2 protein-coding genes are annotated in these 1679 nt (G+C 59.8%); one reads left to right on the top strand and one right to left on the bottom strand.

Annotated features, from left to right (window positions below):
* The first annotated feature begins 74 nt into the window (after positions 1–74).
* On the top strand, positions 75–1355 hold the full coding sequence (locus ACF09J_RS36010) for an IS256 family transposase (protein ID WP_075835918.1): 1281 nt from the start codon (positions 75–77) through the stop codon (positions 1353–1355).
* Here ACF09J_RS36010 and ACF09J_RS36005 read toward each other — a convergent pair.
* Positions 1315–1679: SRPBCC family protein (locus tag ACF09J_RS36005; RefSeq protein ID WP_392309663.1), on the bottom strand; the 365-nt coding region annotated here is incomplete at its 5' end. The genes ACF09J_RS36010 and ACF09J_RS36005 overlap by 41 nt on opposite strands.

The raw sequence follows: 1679 nt of genomic DNA, 5'->3' as shown, positions 1-1679 counted from the left end.
CGACGCTGGGACTGTTTCGTAATCGGTGTTTTGGCCCGAGACGCTGAGTGAATGCTCGGCGAGGAGGTGCCGAGATGACGACACTGGAAGATGTGACGAAGAAGAGGGCCGAGCCCTCCGCGGAAGCTGCGGCGGCCGCAGAGTTGGTGCGCCTGGCCAAGGAGCAGGGCCTGTCGCTGACCGGGCCGGACGGTCTGCTCAAGCAGTTCACCAAAACCGTCCTGGAAACCGCACTGAACGAGGAGATGACCGAGCACCTCGGGCACGACAAGAACCAAGCTCCGGCCGATCGGGAGTCTACGAATATTCGCAACGGGACTCGGTCGAAAACGGTGTTGACCGAGGCCAGTGGGCATGTCCCGATCGAGGTCCCTCGTGATCGGGAAGGGACGTTCGAGCCGCAGATCGTCAAGAAGCGCCAACGTCGATTGAACGGGGTCGATGAGATCGTGTTGTCGTTGTACGCCAAAGGATTAACGACTGGTGAAATCAGTTCGCATTTCGCTGAAATCTACGGGGCCTCGGTCTCGAAGGAGACCATCTCGCGGATCACCGACAAGGTCCTCGAGGAGATGCAGGACTGGTCTGCCCGTCCGCTCGACGAGGTGTACGCGGCAGTTTTCGTCGATGCGATCGTCGTCAAAGTTCGAGACGGGCAGGTCGCAAACCGGCCGATCTACGCGGCGATCGGCGTCAGTCTCGACGGACGGCGCGACGTGCTCGGATTGTGGGCCGGCACCGGCGGTGAGGGCGCCAAATTCTGGATGTCCGTGCTGACGGACATTCGCAATCGCGGCACTCGGGATGTGTTCTTCCTGGTCTGCGACGGATTGAAAGGCCTGCCGGAAGTCGTCGAGAACGTATGGCCGGCCACGACGGTACAAACGTGCGTCGTGCATTTGATCCGCAACACCTTTCGGCTCTCGGGACGTCAACACTGGGACGCACTCAAACACGATCTCAGACCGATCTACACGGCACCGACCGAGGCTGCCGCTCACGCGGGGCTGGACGATCTCGCCGAGCACTGGGGTGAGAGGTATCCGGCGATCATCCGATTGTGGACCAACGCTTGGCAGGAGTTCATTCCGTTCCTCGATTACGACACAGAGATACGGCGAGTGCTCTGCTCTACCAACGCGATTGAGTCCCTCAATGCCCGCTATCGGAGGGCGGTGAAAGCTCGTGGCCATTTCCCTACCGAGGCGGCTGCGCTGAAGTGTCTGTATTTGGTGACACGTTCGCTCGACCCGACAGGCAAGGGCCAGGCACGATGGATAACGAGGTGGAAGCCCGCTCTGAACGCGTTTGCGATCACGTTCGCCGATCGTTGGCCGGGATCGGAAACTTACTGATGGAAATCCGCCGAAACACCGTTAAAGAGATAGACCCTGCGTCCGATTTCCACGCGATGCGTTCGTCCGGGTGCTGTTCGGTGATGGTGGCGTCGAATTCTCGTGTTTGTCCGGCTATTTCGAGGATCCACTGTGTGTGCACATCGTCGGTTTGTCGAATTTCCCGTACTCCGGACATGAAGTGCAGGTCGGGACGGCCCGTGTTCAGATGATGAGGTTCGAAGCGTTTCGTTTTCAGACTCGCAATTGGGGTCAGGTTTCTGGCCACCTGTCGTATGCGGGCCATGATTCGCCCGAGCCGGTCGTTGTTGACCCGTCCGGCGG

It is taken from the genome of Streptomyces sp. NPDC014889 (assembly GCF_043081205.1).
GTDB lineage: Bacteria > Actinomycetota > Actinomycetes > Streptomycetales > Streptomycetaceae > Streptomyces.
This window is presented reverse-complemented; position numbering and strand designations above follow the sequence as displayed.